Origin of the sequence: Lacibacterium aquatile, from assembly GCF_042683105.1 — a bacterium.
In the GTDB taxonomy this organism is placed as follows: domain Bacteria; phylum Pseudomonadota; class Alphaproteobacteria; order Elsterales; family Elsteraceae; genus Lacibacterium; species Lacibacterium aquatile.
Window position 1 is genome coordinate 37,033 of sequence record NZ_JBHUIP010000005.1, and the last position, 13,629, is coordinate 50,661.

Here is a 13,629-nt window from a genome sequence, read left to right on the forward strand (position 1 = left end):
CTCTGACAGGATGGGAAGCTTTTCCGACTTTTGCTCAGTCGGGCGACAAACAGCGTTAAGTCGCCAGAGTAACCTTGTTACGTCCGGCCTGCTTGGAGGCATAAAGCGCCTCGTCCGCCGCCTTCATGATTGCTTCCCAATCCGATCGGTCGCTCCGCCGTTCGGCAGCACCGATGGACATGGTGATGCGAACTTCCTGACGATTATCCGCCGTCTGGGGATTCTCCGGCTTTTCCTCCGGCCGATCAGGTCCCCGCACCACGAAGGGAGTCGCCGCCAGAGCCTCGCGCACCTTTTCCAGATGGGGCAGAGCCTGCGCCGGGGTGCGGTTCGGGAAGACGATGGTGAATTCTTCGCCGCCATAGCGGAAGGCCTGCCCGCCTCCGGTCACGCCTTCGATCACCCGCGCCACCCGGCACAGCACCTGATCGCCGACATCATGGCCATAGGTATCGTTGAATTTCTTGAAGTGATCGACGTCCAGCATGGCGATCACATAGCGATTGCCCATGGTCGCCAGCAGGCTCTTCAGCGCCCGGCGCCCAGGGATGCCGGTCAACTCGTCATGGAAGGCGACCCGATAGCCATTCTGCACCACGGCAACGACAACGACCGCCGCCGAAACCGTCAGAAACCACAGCGGCTCCGGTCCGCGATTGAGCCAGATCGACCAGATCGACAGCACCAAGGCAGCCAGGACAGCGACTTCCATCGCCCCGCGACGGCGCCAAGCGAGATAGGCCAGCACCCCAGCACCCAGCACGCCCAGGACAGCCGGACCACCCCAGACCCCAGGCGAGATCTGTACCATCATCCAACGCGGCGTCGGCGCGCCGCTGACGGCATGGGCGGCAATCGACAGCGGCGGCAATACCACCAGCAACAGCCGCAGAAAACCGGACTTCCCCAGCAGCCCGCGCTCCGGCAGCGCCACCAGCAGCGGCAGAATCACCGGCAGCAGCCATAGAAGACCAAGCCCTAACGTCCCAACAGTCACGGTCGGACGCGCAAGCGGTCCGCTGAGCAGATGCGCCGCCAGCAGGACCAGGAAGATCAGGACAGTATTGCTGAGCCGAAAACGCCAAGCCATTGCGGCCCCAGCCAGCGTTAATGCCCAGATGGAGATCGCCAGACCCGTCTGCCAGTCCGCGCCTACGAATCGGCGGCCAACCAGGACCACCAGAATCGCCGCCAGCGGCAAGCCGACCAGCCGGAACAACGGACGCACCGACGCCAGACGAGCCCCCAGCGCCACGGCGAAGGAGGGTCGTTCCGGCGGCTGGGGGACCGGCTCCGGTTTAGTAGCGGATTTTGTCGGCTTTGGCCGCCCACTCATCGAAGGCTACCTTCGCCTCTTGCGCCATGAAACGCTCGGTCGGAATCGAGCGGTCAGCGATGGATTTCGGAATTTCGCGATAGAGGAACTCGTCATCGAAACCGATGCCGGCCGCCTGATCACGGTCATTTGCATAGACGATCCGGTCCAGCCGCGCCCAATAGATCGCCGCCAGACACATCGGGCAAGGCTCGCACGAGGTATAGATCTCGTAGCCCTTCAGATCGAAGCGCCCCAGCTTGGCGCAGGCCGCACGGATAGCGGTCACTTCGGCATGGGCCGTGGGATCGTTGGAGCTGGTGACCTGATTGAAGCCTTCGGCGATGATCTCGCCGTCCTTCACGATCACCGCGCCGAACGGCCCGCCTTTGCCCGACCGCATGCGCTCCACCGACAGTTCGATAGCGCGTCCCATGAAATCCTTGGGCGTCAGGCTCATTTCCGCGCGCCCCGGACACCGGCTGCCAGATCGCGCACCAGCGACAGGGCATTTTCCACCGTGCCCGCCGTTGCCTTGCCATCTTTCAGCGAGGTTTCGATGCGTTGGATAATGGCCGAGCCGACAACCGCCGCGTCAGCGACCTTGGCCACAGCCGCTGCCTGTTCGGGTGTGCGGATACCGAAGCCAACTGCGACCGGCAGGTCGGTGGCCTTTTTGATCCGGCCCACAGCATTGGTCACGGCATCTTCGGTTGCCGAACCGGCACCGGTAATGCCGTTGACCGACACGTAATAGACAAAGCCGCCGGTGTTCGTCATGACGGTTTCGAGGCGCTTGGCATCGGTCGTCGGGGTGATCAGACGGATGAAATCCAGCCCCGCTGCCCGTGCGGGCAAACAAAGCTCGTCGTCTTCCTCGGCCGGGGTATCGACCACGATCAGCCCGTCGGCGCCCGCGTCCTTGGCATCCTTGACGAACTTGTCGACACCGCGCGAATAGATCGGGTTGAAGTACCCCATCAGCACGATCGGGGTCGTATCGTCGGATCTGCGGAAATCGCGCACGAGATCGAGCGTCTTTTGCAAGGTGGCACCACCGGCAAGCGCGCGGATGTTCGCGGCCTGAATCGCCGGACCATCGGCCATCGGATCGGTGAAGGGCATGCCGATTTCGATCACATCGGCCCCTGCCCCCGGCAGACCTTTGACCAGTTCGGTCGCGGTCGCCATGTCGGGATCACCAGCGGTGACGAAGGTCACGAGGCCGCTGCGGCCCTGCGCCTTCAGATCGGCGAATTTGGCCTGAAGGCGGCTCATAGCTTCACTCCCAAGGCGTTCGCAACAGTGAAAATATCCTTGTCGCCGCGACCGCTGAGATTGATCACCATCAAATGTTCCTTCGGCAGCTTCGGCGCACGCTTCATCGCCTCGGCGATGGCATGCGAGCTTTCCAGCGCCGGGATGATGCCTTCGAGCTTGGAGAGCAGTTGGAACGCCTCCAGCGCCTCGTTATCGGTGATCGAGACATACTCGACCCGGCCCGTCTCATGCAGCCAGGAATGTTCCGGCCCGATACCGGGATAATCGAGACCCGCCGAGATCGAATGGGCATCAATGATCTGCCCGTCTTCATCCTGCAGCAGATAGGTCCGGTTGCCGTGCAGCACGCCCGGACGCCCGCCGTTGAGCGAGGCGGCATGTTTGCCGGTATCGACACCATGTCCGGCTGCTTCGACGCCGATCATCGCGACAGACGGCTCGTCCAGGAACGGATGGAACATACCGATGGCATTGGAGCCGCCGCCGATGGCAGCGACCAAGCTATCGGGCAGGCGGCCTTCCTTGGTCATGATCTGCGAGCGGGTTTCCTCGCCGATGATGGACTGGAAATCGCGCACCATCGCCGGATAGGGATGCGGGCCCGCAGCCGTGCCGATGACGTAGAAGGTGTCTTCGACGTTGGTAACCCAGTCGCGCAGGCCTTCGTTCATCGCGTCCTTCAGGGTCTTGGAACCCGAAGTAACGCTGACGACTTCTGCGCCCAGCAGGCGCATGCGGAAGACGTTCGGCTGCTGGCGGGCGATATCCACCTCGCCCATATAGATCGTGCAGGGCAGACCAAAGAGCGCCGCCACCGAGGCTGTCGCGACGCCATGCTGACCGGCGCCCGTCTCGGCGATAATACGAGTCTTGCCCATGCGGCGGGCCAGCAGGATCTGGCCGATGCAGTTGTTCACCTTATGCGCGCCGGTATGGTTCAGCTCTTCGCGCTTCAGGTAGATCTTCGCCCCACCCAGATGCTGGGTCAGCCGCTCGGCGTAATAGAGCGGGTTCGGGCGGCCGACATAATCGGCCAGATAGTAGCGCATGCTCTCGGCAAAGCCCGGATCCGCCTTGGCGGCCTCATAGGCGGCTTCCAGTTCCAGGATCAGCGGCATCAGGGTCTCGGCAACAAAACGTCCGCCGAACTGGCCGAAGTGACCACGCTCATCGGGGCCGCTCCGGTAAGAATTCAATTTCGCTACAGCCATCGGCTGGCCAACTCCATCAAGCAAAGACCCCCAGCCTAACCTGGGGGACAATAGTGTTAGGGAAGCCTCCGGCCCTCGCCAAGGCTAAAGTTCGACTTGCGTTCCTAATTCGACCACACGGTTGGCGGGAATGCGGAAGAAGTCGGTGGCGTTGATCGCATTCTTGGCCATCGAGACAAAAAGCTTCTCGCGCCACAGCGCCATCCCAGGCCGGATGGTGGCGATCAGCGTTTCGCGCGACAGGAAGAAGCTCGTCTCCATCATGCTGAAGCTGAGGCCCAGTTCCTTCATGCGCTGCAGGCTGGCCGGGATATTGGGATCCTCGGCAAAGCCATAGCGCAGGATCACGCGGAAGAAGTTGTTGTCGAGCGGCTGGATGGTGATCCGGTCACGTTCGGCGACGTAAGGCACATTCTCCGTCAGCACGGTCATCAGCACTACACGGTCGTGCAGAACCTTATTGTGCTTGAGGTTATGCAGCAGCGCGTAAGGCACCACGCTGGCGTTCGCCGTCATGAAAATCGCCGTGCCGGGTACCCGCACCGTCTTGGAGGAGGCAAGGCGCGAGAAGAAGGATTGCAGCGGGATCGTGCCTTCCTGCAGCCGCTCGGCAACGATTTCGCGCCCGCGCTTCCAGGTGGTCATCAGCAGCAGGAGCAGCGCGCCCATCACCAGCGGGAACCAGCCGCCGTCGATGATCTTGGTGGTGGTGGAGGAGAAGAAGGCCACGTCCGCGATCAGGAACGGGATCACCACGACAAGGGCCTTGGGTTTCGACCAGCCCCAGCGCGTGGTCGCAACGACGTAAGCCAGCAGCGACGTCATGATCATCGTGCCCGTCACTGCAATGCCATAGGCCGCAGCGAGGTTCGAGGAGGACTGGAACGCCAGCACCAGCCCGACGACGGCGACCATCAGGCCCCAGTTCACCTGCGGCACATAGATCTGGCCGATGGCGCGCTCGGACGTATGTTCGATCTCCATGCGCGGCGTGAAGCCAAGCTGCATGGCCTGACGGGTCAGGGAGAAAGCACCGGAGATCACGGCCTGGCTGGCAATGACCGAGGCACAGGTCGCCAGAGCCACCAGCGGATAGCGCGCCCACTCCGGCACCATCAGATAGAAGGGGTTCTCGATGGCCGCCGGGTTCTGCAGCAGCAGCGCGCCCTGGCCGAAGTAGTTCAGCATCAGCGCGGGCAGCACGATGAAGATCCAGCCATAGGCAATCGGCTTGCGCCCGAAATGGCCCATATCGGCATAGAGCGCCTCGCCCCCGGTCAGGGCCAGGACGACGGCGGCTAGGGTGAAGAAGGCCATGCCGGAATGATTGATCGCGAAGGCAAAGGCATAGGTCGGGCTGATCGCCTTGAGCACCTGCGGTTCCGCCGCGATCATGAAGATGCCGGAGGTCGCCAGGGCCGCGAACCACAGGCAGCAGACGGGACCGAAGAACTTGCCCACCGTCTCGGTGCCATGCTTCTGGATCATGAAGACGCCGACGATGATCGCCAGGGTGATGGGCACCACGAAGTCATCGAAGACCGGCGTCACGATCTTCAGACCTTCCACCGCCGACAGCACCGAAATCGCCGGGGTGATCATGCTGTCCCCATAGAAAAGCGCGGCCCCGGTCAGGCCCAGCAGCACCAGGATCTTATGCTTCTTGCGGCTGGGCGACAGGTTGCCGAGCGTCAGCGCCAGCATCGCCAGAATCCCGCCCTCCCCCTGGTTGTCGGCCCGCATGATGAAGGCGACATACTTCAGGGTGATGACCAGCGTCACCGACCAGAAGATCAGCGACAGCACGCCAAAGATATTCTCCGGCGTGATGGGCAGCGGATGATGCCCCGCAAAACATTCGCGGATGGCATAAAGCGGACTGGTGCCGATATCGCCGAAAACGACACCGATAGCCCCGACCATCAAAGCGGGCAAACTGCCCTTATGGCCCTCATGCTGCGCCATGCGCGCGTTCCTCTATGCGGTCATGATATCTGGCCGAGCCTGAACGGCTTGGAATGAAGGTTTTAGTCATTGAGAACGGAATCCACAACGTCCCGCTTGTTCCGTCGTTTCCACCCGCCTCGCAGTTTCGCAGCCACTAGACGTCAGAAAGACGTGCTCACTTCATTGCGTACCACCAGCTTCCGTCAAAATCACGATCAACCGTTTCCTGGGATTCAAAAACTATCCCCGGCGTCCTTAGACACCCCAGTTCTGGATTATTTATTTTTAGGTTCCAGATTTCTTCTATCAACTGCAAATAACCAGTTTCTTGAAAAACGGCATTCAGCTTGGCATTAAAAACCTCATCTGCAACAAGGGCGTCCCTGTCTGCATCCGTTTTTACAGCAATCCAAAATGCTGAATCATATTGATAGCCAAACGCGGTGATATGCAGGACCGCAGCGCCCCTCTCCTTGACCATCGTCTTAAGGATCTTTTGGATCTCTTTAGACTTTTTAGTCTCCGGCGATCTGAAGAACATTGCGTCAGTACCGATCTGGAAGTTGGTGCCCACTGCCGGACTCGAACCGGCACAACCTTACGGTCGAGAGATTTTAAGTCTCTTGCGTCTACCGATTTCGCCAAGTGGGCCCGGCACCACGTGGCGCACCCTATGGCAAAGCCAGACCGTTTTGCAACTGCGTCGCTTAGTCCAAGCCTAGCGGTAGCGCGGTGGTGAACTTCATGCGGCGCATCGAGATCATCGTTTCGAACCGCTTCACGTGCTGACTGCCCAGGAAATAGGCGCGCGTGAAAGCCTCGTAAGCCGCCATATCAGCCACGCTCAGCACCATCACGATGTCGCAGGAACCGGTCACGTACCAGCATTGCTGAACCTCGGGCGCTTGGCGGATCTGCTTGGCGAAACGATCAAGAATGTCGGCGCGGTCGCGAAGCAGCCACAGTTGCACGACCACCGTGATCGGATTGCCCGCCGCCTGAGGCGCCAGCAGCGCCACTTCCCGCTCGATCACCCCGCGCTTCTTCAAGGATTGCAGGCGACGGCGGCAGGCAGCAGCCGAAAGCCCCACCTGCTCCCCCAGTTGCTCGCTGGTCAGGCTGGCATCCTCCTGCACCAGGGCGAGCAGGCGGCGGTCGAAGATATCAAGATCGCTCATGCGATCATTTCGCGCGTAAAGACTGGGGTTAGCAATCAAATTGATCGCAAAGCCGCGCGAAGACGCGCAGCACGCATTCCCCAAACGTTCTATTCTGAAGGCCTACTCAGTTCCTGTCAGGAAGCACCATGCTCGACCATCTGTCCTTAGGCGTTGCCGACCTCGCCCGCTCCAAGAATTTCTATGAACAGCTCTTTGCACCGCTGGGCTATCGCTGCCTGCGGGCGAACGAGAAGGAACTGGCCTTCGGCACCGACGATACCTGGGCTTTCTGGCTCTATCCAACCGAACCGACAGACTCTCTTGTCGGCGCGCGTACCCATATCGCGATCAAGGCGCCCAGCCGCGCCGCCGTTGCCGCTGCCCACGAGGCAGGCGCCGCTCTGGGTGGGGTCACCACCCGCGAACCGGGGCTGCGCCCCGACATCTCGCCAGCCTACTATGGTGCGATCCTGCGCGATCTCGACGGCCATACCATCGAGATCACCCATTGGGACGCCTCGCTGGCCTAGATGTTCTCGGCCTGCCCGCCGAGATCCAGAATCATGGCGTGGATCTCGGCCGCTGCTGCCTGCACGCGGGCAAGGTCGGTGCCGCGTGTCACCAGGGCTGTTCCGCTGCCCCCGCCGCTGCCGGTGAAATAGGGGTAGGAGCCGATGGAGGTATCGGGGAAGCGATCCTGGATCGCCGAGAGGCGGGCAGCAATCGCCCCCTCCCCCAGCGAGCAGGAGACCGTGCGGGCGTGGATCTCCGGCCCACCTTGCAGGGTTGGTCTAATAGCGTCGAACATAGCCTCGGCGATCTTTGGCACCCCGGCCAGCACATGCACATTGCCGATCTTGAAGCCGGGCGCCTTGGAAATGGGGTTCTGGATCAGGGTCGCGCCCACCGGAACCTCGGTCATCTTGAGGCGCGCTTCGGTCAGTTCACCCGGCGCGTAGTGGCCTTCCAGCAATTTGACCGCATCGGGATGGCGGTGGATTTCGAGCCCGAATGCCTTGGCGACGCTTGCCGATGTGATGTCGTCATGGGTCGGGCCGATGCCGCCCGTCGTGAAGACATAGGTGAATTTCTGACGCAGGGTGTTTACGGCGGCCACGATCTCGTCCGCCACATCGGGAACCACGCGGACTTCCCGCAGCGGAATGCCGAGTTTCGTCAGTTCCTTAGCCAGGAAATGGATGTTCACATCCTGGGTCCGGCCCGAGAGAATCTCGTCCCCAATCACGATAATGGCAGCGGTAATCTCTGCGGTCGCACTCATAGGCGAACTCTCCCTTGTCGATAGCACCCTGCCCCTTAAAGGCGAGGATCCCGATTTCCACTTTCTAACGCAACTTTACCTGCCGGTAGGGCGTACCTTATGTATCCGGCTTTATATTGATGATGGAAGCGCTGCTGAGGAGATCGACAATGAACAAGCTTGCTTCCCTGGCTCTGGCCCTGCTGCTGGCGGCCTGTGGTTCGAGCCGGGTTTATAATACCGACTATTCGACGACCAGCACGATCAGCGAGCTTGCCATTGCTGCAGGCTCCGCCCCGGTGCCCGTCGTCGTTGCCGGCAATCCTTTTGCTCAGGCTTCCATAGAGCGGCTGAATACCGGCGTGACCGCCGCAATGCCGACCTATTTCGCTTCGAACCTGCAATGGCAGTCGGCACCGCCGCTCGATCCCAATGCCACCAACCGTGTGGTCTTCCTGTTCCGGCAGGAAGGGGTTGCTCGGCGGGATGAGGTCTGCGGCCAGCAACCGTCGGCAAGTCCCGCCCCTATGGGAGCGGACCTGCAGGTGACGGCCGCCTTCTGCCGCGGGCCATCTGCACTTTCATCGGCCAGTGGCAGCGTGCCGATGCCGATGACACCCGAGGATCCGGCGTTCAAGGAATTGGTCGCCAACGTTACAACGGCGCTCTTCCCGCCACGCACACCTCTGGATGACAATCGTCGATTCCCGCTGTTCTTCCGCGCCGGAGCAGGTTTCGGCAGCGGGGGCAGCTTCCTTGGCACCGGCTTCGGATTCGGCTTCTAGCGATCCATCGGCAAGGCGAAATGGCAGACGGTACCGCCACGAAACGGCTGTTCCTGCGTCAGCTTGAACCCCAGCCCGCGATAGAAGCGGATATTCGCTTCAAATAGTTTATTGGTATAGAGCCGCAGTTCCGCTAGGCCTTGATCATGGGCCAATTGCTGTGCATGCGCCATCAAGGCCCGACCGACCCCCTGTCCCTGGGCAGCGGGGTCGACTGCCAAATTTTCGATCAGCAGATGAGCCGTTCCCGGCACCAATTCAATAAGACCCAGGACATCGCCGTCTCTCTCTGCAAAATCGATGCGATGGTCGAGTATCGCCTGCCGATAGTCGACCAACATCGGTAGAGGCTCGCGCCCGAGGAGCGGCACCCATTTGGCGTAAGCGTCGAGGGTGATGCGGCGGACGATCTCCCACTCTTCCGGCAGTGCCGGACGGATCTTCAAGCGAAATGCTCGTCGAACAGTGTGTTGACCCGCTCCGGATGCTCGATGCTGGCCAGATGACCGCAGCGGTCGATCAGCTCGAGGCGAGCCAGCGGAATGGCCGCTGCCATTTCCTGGGAACGATCGGGCGGTGTCAGGGCATCCTGCTGTCCGCAGATGATAAGGGTCGGTATCGCCAGGCCCGGCAGCATCGGACGGCTGTCGCTGCGGGTCAGGATCGCATTCTGCTGACGCAGGAAGGCATCGCGGCCGATCCGCTCCGCCATGCCGATCACCACCTCGGTCAGGGCGGTATCCTGGAGCCTATCCTCATGCACCAGCATCGGGAGAAGGCGCGGCGTAACGCCCTTAAACCGACCGATTTCCGCAAGGCGCATCAAAGCTTTGCGCTTTTCTTTCTGTTCCTCCGAATCGGGCCGGGCCTGGGTATCCAGCAGGGCCAGTTTGCTGACCCGGTCCGACGCCCGGCGCAGGATTTCGAAGACGATGTATCCCCCCATGGACAAGCCCGCCAACTGGAAGCGCGGCGGAGCTTTAGAGAGAATGCGGGCGGCCATTCCAGCCGCCGTATCGTCCTTGGTCGTATCGCCGACGATGCAGTCTACCCGGCCCGCGAAATGATCGATTTGCGGACGCCAGAGCGCCTCGTCGCACAGAAGGCCAGGGATCAACAGCAAAGGGTCAGGCATGAAACAGGTCCTTGGAAGGCAAAAAGCCGCGCGACACTAGCGAAACAGAGCCTTTGAGCCAAGCTGCCTTGCAATGGTTTCGTTTGACAGTCAACGGTTGGAGAGTGTTAATGCCGTCAACAGCGCGGATAGACAGAAATCCGCGTTTGTTTTTTTCTGTCTTTAGCCCGGCATCCATTTGGACTGCATTGGGCCGAACCAAAGAGCGCGCGAAACCGCATGTCATTTGCCGATCTTGGCCTGAGCCCTGAAATCGTCCAGGCCGTAACCGATACTGGCTATACCCAGCCGACCCCCATTCAGGCCCAGGCGATCCCGGTGGTCCTGATGGGCCGTGACGTCTTGGGTTGCGCCCAGACCGGTACGGGCAAGACGGCGTCTTTCACGCTGCCGATGATCGATATTCTGGCCGGCGGTCAGACGAAGGCGCGCGCCCCACGCTCGCTGATCCTGGAGCCGACCCGCGAGCTTGCAGCCCAGGTCGCCGAGAATTTCACCAAGTACGGCAAGTACAACAAGCTCTCCATGGCCCTGCTGATCGGCGGCGTGTCGTTCGGCGACCAGGAAGATGCGCTGGATCGTGGCGTCGACGTGCTGATCGCCACCCCCGGCCGTCTGATCGACCATTTCGAGCGCGGCAAGGTTCTGATGAACTTCGTCAAGACGCTGGTGATCGACGAAGCCGACCGCATGCTCGACATGGGCTTCATGCCCGACGTCGAAAAGATCGTCAGCCTGCTGTCCCCCATGCGTCAGACGCTGTTCTTCAGCGCGACCATGCCGAAGGAAATCCGTCAGCTGGCGGATAAGTTCCTGCAGAACCCCAAGGAAATCACCGTTTCGGCGCCCGCGACCACGGCGACGAACGTTGCCCAGCATCTCGTCATCGTCGAAGAAGAAGACAAGCGCGAAGCGCTCCGTCGTCTGCTGCGCAGCGAAGACGTCAAAAACGCGATCATCTTCTGCAATCGCAAGAAGGACGTGGATATCGTCGCCAAGTCGCTGGTGAAGCACGGCTTCAACGCCCGTGCCATGCATGGCGATCTGCCGCAGTCCTATCGCACCGAGACGCTGGAGAAGTTCAAGTCGGGTGAAGTCAATCTGCTGGTCGCCTCCGACGTCGCCGCGCGCGGCATCGACGTTGCCGACCTAAGCCATGTCTTCAATTTCGATATCCCCTTCGCCTCCGACGATTATGTGCATCGCATCGGCCGTACCGGTCGTGCAGGTCGCAGCGGTCGCGCTTTCACCCTGGCCGCCCCGACCGATACCAAGCTGGTCGAAGCCGTCGAAAGCCTGACCAAAAAAGAGATCCCCCGCTTCCAGATCGAAGGTCTGGACGAACTGGCGCTGGTGCCAGCCGACGAGATCACCAACCATCGTCGTGGTGGCCGTGGCGGTCGCGCTGGTGCAGGCGGCCGTGGTGGTCGTGGCGAGCGCCCCGAACGCGGTGGCCGTGATCGTCGCCCGCGTCGCGACGCACCTGCCGTTGAAGCGGTTGAGCAAACAGCCGGTGTTGCCGAAGAACCTGTCCAGGAAGACCGTCCGCAGCGTGAGGACCGTCCCCAGCGCGAAGAGCGCGCAGAACGGCCGAACCGCGAAGACCGACAAGCCCGTGAAGACCGCCAGCCCCGCGAAGATCGCGGCGACCGTCGCCCGCGCAATGATCGCCCGGAACGCACCGAGCGGGCCGCTGACGACCGCCCCCGCCGTGACCGTGAAGATCGCTCCGACCGGGGTGATCGTGATCGCAACCGTCATCGCGACCGCGACAATGACCTCGGCCCGCGCGTCTATGGCTTTGGTAACGACGTCCCCGCTTTCATGCTGATCCGCGCCCCGGCGCCCGGTCTGCCGATGGAAGACGAGATCGAGCAGAAGCCTGTCAAGGAAGCCGCACCGGCCCCGGCCAAGCGCTCGCGTACCCGTAAGCCTGTCAAGGCCAAGGACGTGGCGGTCACCGAAGCCGCGATTGAAGATGGTGTCGTCGGTGAAGTCGTTGACGCTCCGGTCGTCGAAGCCGCGCCCGTCGTTGCCGATGCACCGGCAGAAGAAGCCGCCGTTGCAGCCAAGCCCAAGCGCAAGCCTGCGACCCGCAAGAAAGCCCCGGCAAAGGAAGCTGCACCGGCTGAAGCCGCGACGGCAGATGCTGCGGACACTGCCGAAGCTGCCGTCCCTGCCAAGCCGAAGCGCCGCGCTCCGGTGCGCCGGAAGAATACTGAGGCAGCAGAGGCGCCCGCCGAAGCGGCCGCCCCCTCTTCCGAGGATGCAGCCTAATCAAATGCCCGGGGAAACCCGGGCATTTTCTTTTGCGCGTCAGTCGTAAGCGGCCCGATAGAGCGCCATGATCTCCTCCCGCGTCGGCACCCGCGGATTATTGCCGGGCGAGCCCGACGCCAGGGCCTGATCCGCCATCGTCTCCAAGAGTGCGAAATAGCGTTCACGCGGGATGCCGTACCGCGCGGGGCTTGGCACCTCCAGGTCGATATTAACCTGTGTCAGCGCCTCAATCAGACGCGCCACGGCAAGCTGATCACCCTCCTCGGGCGATGCTAGGCCCATCTGCCGGGCGCAAATGGCGTAGCGCTCGCGCCCCGCATCTGCCGAAAACGCCGTTACCACCGGCAGCAGCATGGCGTTCGACAGGCCGTGCGGCACATGGAAAAACGCCCCAATGGGGCGGCTCATGCCGTGAACCAGGGCCACCGAGGCGTTGGAGAAAGCCAGCCCCGCCTGGGTCGCACCCCACATCATCGCCTCCCGCGCTGCGTGGTTCCCCGGTTCGGCACAGACAATGCGCAGATTGGCCCAGAGGATCTTCATGGCCGACAGCGCGTAGAGGTCGCTCATGCTGTTCGCGCGTTTACTGACGAAGGCTTCGATGGCATGGGTCAGGGCATCGATGCCGGTATCGGCGGTCAGGCGCATCGGCATGCTGAGCGTCAGCTCATAGTCGATGATCGCTGCCGATGGCAAAGCGCCCAGGCCCGCGATCAGCATCTTCTCATCGGTGGCAGGATCGGTGATGACGCAGAAGCGTGTCACTTCCGACCCCGTTCCTGCTGTGGTTGGAACACAGACGACGGGGACTGCGCGGCGGTCGGCACTGGCCGGAACCTTATAGCTCCGCATCTCCTCCCCGCCCGCCGCCAGGATACTCATCGCCTTGGCGGTATCTATGGGGCTGCCACCACCGATGGCCAGCAGCCCATCGTGGCGTCCAGCCAGGAGAGCCGCCCCCCCCCGCCTCCACCACCGGAACCGTGGGATCCGGTATGGTATCGGCGAAAATCCCCGCCTGGATCCCCGCAACTCGCAGGAGGTCGACGATGCGCGGCACCACACCAGTTTTCACCATGAAACCATCGGTGACGATCAGGGGTCGCTCGATCTCCAGGCGCTTCAGGACGCTGGGTACTTCCGACAGGGCTCCGCCGCCAACCAGCATCAAATGGGGCGCCTGAAAGCTTACGATAGCCATACTGCCTCCCGTCTCTGCCGCCTATGGTTGCGGCGCTTGAGAAAAAGCATGGC

Annotated in this window: 15 protein-coding genes and 1 tRNA gene; 3 read left to right on the top strand and 13 right to left on the bottom strand. The window is 61.9% G+C overall.

What is annotated here, in order from left to right; genetic code table 11:
• Positions 1 to 55 precede the first annotated feature (55 nt).
• From ACFSM5_RS07190 to ACFSM5_RS07225, 8 genes are all read right to left on the bottom strand, one after another.
• A complete protein-coding gene (locus ACFSM5_RS07190) occupies positions 56 to 1,336 on the bottom strand; it encodes a GGDEF domain-containing protein (protein ID WP_379875633.1) in 1,281 nt (426 codons plus the stop codon).
• On the bottom strand, positions 1,299 to 1,775 hold the full coding sequence (locus ACFSM5_RS07195) for a nucleoside deaminase (RefSeq protein ID WP_379875634.1): 477 nt from the start codon (positions 1,773 to 1,775) through the stop codon (positions 1,299 to 1,301). Before ACFSM5_RS07195 ends, ACFSM5_RS07190 begins: the two co-directional genes overlap by 38 nt.
• On the bottom strand, positions 1,772 to 2,593 hold the full coding sequence (trpA, locus tag ACFSM5_RS07200; protein ID WP_379875635.1) for a tryptophan synthase subunit alpha: 822 nt from the start codon (positions 2,591 to 2,593) through the stop codon (positions 1,772 to 1,774). Before trpA ends, ACFSM5_RS07195 begins: the two co-directional genes overlap by 4 nt.
• The gene (gene trpB, locus ACFSM5_RS07205) at positions 2,590 to 3,807 is read right to left on the bottom strand and encodes a tryptophan synthase subunit beta (RefSeq protein ID WP_379875636.1); all 1,218 of its coding nucleotides are present in this window, start codon (positions 3,805 to 3,807) and stop codon (positions 2,590 to 2,592) included. The genes trpA and trpB overlap by 4 nt, the downstream gene beginning before the upstream one ends.
• Positions 3,808 to 3,891: 84 nt before the next feature.
• Complete coding sequence (locus ACFSM5_RS07210) at positions 3,892 to 5,772, bottom strand: potassium transporter Kup (protein ID WP_379875637.1); 1,881 nt, start codon at positions 5,770 to 5,772, stop codon at positions 3,892 to 3,894.
• Positions 5,773 to 5,929: 157 nt separating this feature from the next.
• Positions 5,930 to 6,328: a hypothetical protein gene (locus ACFSM5_RS07215; protein WP_379875638.1), complete on the bottom strand. Its 399-nt coding sequence runs from the start codon at positions 6,326 to 6,328 to the stop codon at positions 5,930 to 5,932.
• Positions 6,319 to 6,405 (bottom strand) — tRNA-Leu (locus tag ACFSM5_RS07220). Before ACFSM5_RS07220 ends, ACFSM5_RS07215 begins: the two co-directional genes overlap by 10 nt.
• A gap of 56 nt (positions 6,406 to 6,461) precedes the next feature.
• Positions 6,462 to 6,932 (bottom strand): Lrp/AsnC family transcriptional regulator, encoded by a 471-nt coding sequence (locus tag ACFSM5_RS07225; protein WP_379875639.1) that lies wholly within the window; start codon positions 6,930 to 6,932, stop codon positions 6,462 to 6,464.
• A gap of 128 nt (positions 6,933 to 7,060) precedes the next feature.
• Between ACFSM5_RS07225 and ACFSM5_RS07230 the strand changes: the two genes are divergently transcribed.
• On the top strand, positions 7,061 to 7,444 hold the full coding sequence (locus ACFSM5_RS07230; RefSeq protein WP_379875640.1) for a VOC family protein: 384 nt from the start codon (positions 7,061 to 7,063) through the stop codon (positions 7,442 to 7,444).
• Here the strand turns inward: ACFSM5_RS07230 and ACFSM5_RS07235 are convergent.
• The gene (locus tag ACFSM5_RS07235; protein WP_379875641.1) at positions 7,441 to 8,196 is read right to left on the bottom strand and encodes a competence/damage-inducible protein A; all 756 of its coding nucleotides are present in this window, start codon (positions 8,194 to 8,196) and stop codon (positions 7,441 to 7,443) included. The genes ACFSM5_RS07230 and ACFSM5_RS07235 overlap by 4 nt on opposite strands.
• Before the next feature lie 149 nt (positions 8,197 to 8,345).
• On the opposite strand from ACFSM5_RS07235, the gene ACFSM5_RS07240 reads away from it, so the two are divergent.
• Positions 8,346 to 8,960 carry a hypothetical protein gene (locus ACFSM5_RS07240; RefSeq protein WP_379875642.1) on the top strand — a complete coding sequence of 205 codons (615 nt, stop codon included), beginning with the start codon at positions 8,346 to 8,348 and terminating at the stop codon, positions 8,958 to 8,960.
• Here ACFSM5_RS07240 and ACFSM5_RS07245 read toward each other — a convergent pair.
• Together ACFSM5_RS07245 and ACFSM5_RS07250 are read right to left on the bottom strand one after the other, a co-directional pair.
• Positions 8,957 to 9,406 (bottom strand): GNAT family N-acetyltransferase, encoded by a 450-nt coding sequence (locus ACFSM5_RS07245; RefSeq protein ID WP_379875643.1) that lies wholly within the window; start codon positions 9,404 to 9,406, stop codon positions 8,957 to 8,959. The two genes, ACFSM5_RS07240 and ACFSM5_RS07245, sit on opposite strands and share 4 nt — an antisense overlap.
• Complete coding sequence (locus ACFSM5_RS07250; RefSeq protein WP_379875644.1) at positions 9,403 to 10,095, bottom strand: alpha/beta fold hydrolase; 693 nt, start codon at positions 10,093 to 10,095, stop codon at positions 9,403 to 9,405. Before ACFSM5_RS07250 ends, ACFSM5_RS07245 begins: the two co-directional genes overlap by 4 nt.
• 219 nt (positions 10,096 to 10,314) lie before the next feature.
• Between ACFSM5_RS07250 and ACFSM5_RS07255 the strand changes: the two genes are divergently transcribed.
• The gene (locus tag ACFSM5_RS07255; protein ID WP_379875645.1) at positions 10,315 to 12,372 is read left to right on the top strand and encodes a DEAD/DEAH box helicase; all 2,058 of its coding nucleotides are present in this window, start codon (positions 10,315 to 10,317) and stop codon (positions 12,370 to 12,372) included.
• A gap of 39 nt (positions 12,373 to 12,411) precedes the next feature.
• Here the strand turns inward: ACFSM5_RS07255 and ACFSM5_RS07260 are convergent, their stop codons facing one another.
• Together ACFSM5_RS07260 and ACFSM5_RS07265 are read right to left on the bottom strand one after the other, a co-directional pair.
• Entirely contained in the window at positions 12,412 to 13,323 is a 912-nt protein-coding gene (locus tag ACFSM5_RS07260; protein WP_379875795.1) for an iron-containing alcohol dehydrogenase, read from the bottom strand.
• Positions 13,214 to 13,576 (bottom strand): iron-containing alcohol dehydrogenase, encoded by a 363-nt coding sequence (locus tag ACFSM5_RS07265; RefSeq protein WP_379875646.1) that lies wholly within the window; start codon positions 13,574 to 13,576, stop codon positions 13,214 to 13,216. Before ACFSM5_RS07265 ends, ACFSM5_RS07260 begins: the two co-directional genes overlap by 110 nt.
• Positions 13,577 to 13,629 lie beyond the last annotated feature (53 nt).

What these genes read in the sequence shown, in the direction of transcription:
- ACFSM5_RS07190 (WP_379875633.1), bottom strand. Translation starts at nt 1,336, where the DNA reads ATGAGTGGGCGGCCAAAGCCGACAAAATCCGCTACTAAACCGGAGCCG.
- ACFSM5_RS07195 (WP_379875634.1), bottom strand. Translation starts at nt 1,775, where the DNA reads ATGAGCCTGACGCCCAAGGATTTCATGGGACGCGCTATCGAACTGTCG.
- trpA (WP_379875635.1), bottom strand. Translation starts at nt 2,593, where the DNA reads ATGAGCCGCCTTCAGGCCAAATTCGCCGATCTGAAGGCGCAGGGCCGC.
- trpB (WP_379875636.1), bottom strand. Translation starts at nt 3,807, where the DNA reads ATGGCTGTAGCGAAATTGAATTCTTACCGGAGCGGCCCCGATGAGCGT.
- ACFSM5_RS07210 (WP_379875637.1), bottom strand. Translation starts at nt 5,772, where the DNA reads ATGGCGCAGCATGAGGGCCATAAGGGCAGTTTGCCCGCTTTGATGGTC.
- ACFSM5_RS07225 (WP_379875639.1), bottom strand. Translation starts at nt 6,932, where the DNA reads ATGAGCGATCTTGATATCTTCGACCGCCGCCTGCTCGCCCTGGTGCAG.
- ACFSM5_RS07230 (WP_379875640.1), top strand. Translation starts at nt 7,061, where the DNA reads ATGCTCGACCATCTGTCCTTAGGCGTTGCCGACCTCGCCCGCTCCAAG.
- ACFSM5_RS07235 (WP_379875641.1), bottom strand. Translation starts at nt 8,196, where the DNA reads ATGAGTGCGACCGCAGAGATTACCGCTGCCATTATCGTGATTGGGGAC.
- ACFSM5_RS07240 (WP_379875642.1), top strand. Translation starts at nt 8,346, where the DNA reads ATGAACAAGCTTGCTTCCCTGGCTCTGGCCCTGCTGCTGGCGGCCTGT.
- ACFSM5_RS07250 (WP_379875644.1), bottom strand. Translation starts at nt 10,095, where the DNA reads ATGCCTGACCCTTTGCTGTTGATCCCTGGCCTTCTGTGCGACGAGGCG.
- ACFSM5_RS07255 (WP_379875645.1), top strand. Translation starts at nt 10,315, where the DNA reads ATGTCATTTGCCGATCTTGGCCTGAGCCCTGAAATCGTCCAGGCCGTA.
- ACFSM5_RS07265 (WP_379875646.1), bottom strand. Translation starts at nt 13,576, where the DNA reads ATGGCTATCGTAAGCTTTCAGGCGCCCCATTTGATGCTGGTTGGCGGC.